The sequence below is a fragment of the Frateuria sp. GZRR33 genome, from assembly GCF_051900425.1.
In the GTDB taxonomy this organism is placed as follows: domain Bacteria; phylum Pseudomonadota; class Gammaproteobacteria; order Xanthomonadales; family Rhodanobacteraceae; genus Frateuria_A.
In genome coordinates this window covers 1-640 of record NZ_JBHZGK010000030.1, presented here as the reverse complement: position 1 = coordinate 640, position 640 = coordinate 1, and the positions used below count along the sequence as shown (strand labels likewise).

Genomic DNA, 640 nt, shown 5'->3' with positions numbered 1-640 from the left:
CCGTCCAACGCCGCGGTCGCGGGGGACCTGAGCGCTTCCGCCAGCTGCGGCCCGGGATCCACCGCCACGCTGTGCGGGCTGGAATCCATCCGATGCCCGCGCCGCGTCCGTGCGCTGGCATGAGCGGCCTGCCTGCCACGCACGTCACGGTGTCGAACGCGGCAGGGTTGGGCCCTTCCTACCGGTCCCCGCGGCCCCGGCATCGCGGTCGCGCACAGCGCTCCTACAAGAGCCCGTTGGACGGCGACTCAATTGTTCGGTCGAAGTCGGGCTCGTCACCCTGGGCTGGCTAGACTGGCCGCGAGGAGGTGCGCCATGGAGCATGCCGACGCGCGTTGGCTCGGGTGGTCGTTGCCGGCGCTCGCCTGGGTGGGTGGAAGCCTTGACGCGGTGAGCTATCTCGCACTCGGGCACGTGTTCACGGCGAACATGACCGGCAATACCGTGTTGTTGGCCATGGCGCTCGGCTCGGGTGATTTCGCGCGTGCGCTGCGGTCGCTGCTGGCGGTGGCCGCGTAAGCTCCCCCGTCAAGCAGACACTTCAAAAGTAGAACGACTGGCGGCTTGTTGGCGGTACTCGGCGGGTGTCAGATCACCGAGCGATTCGTGGGGGCGTTGCTCGTTGTAGTCGAGCATCCAC

Annotated in this window: 2 protein-coding genes; one reads left to right on the top strand and one right to left on the bottom strand. The window is 68.3% G+C overall.

The annotated features are described in order from the left end of the window. Positions 1 to 315 precede the first annotated feature (315 nt). Entirely contained in the window at positions 316 to 519 is a 204-nt protein-coding gene (locus ACFWZU_RS16260; RefSeq protein WP_439702554.1) for a DUF1275 family protein, read from the top strand. Between the two features lie 9 nt (positions 520 to 528). On the opposite strand, the gene ACFWZU_RS16255 is transcribed toward ACFWZU_RS16260, so the two are convergent. Beyond that, positions 529 to 640: integrase core domain-containing protein (locus ACFWZU_RS16255; protein WP_439699801.1), on the bottom strand; the 112-nt coding region annotated here is incomplete at its 5' end.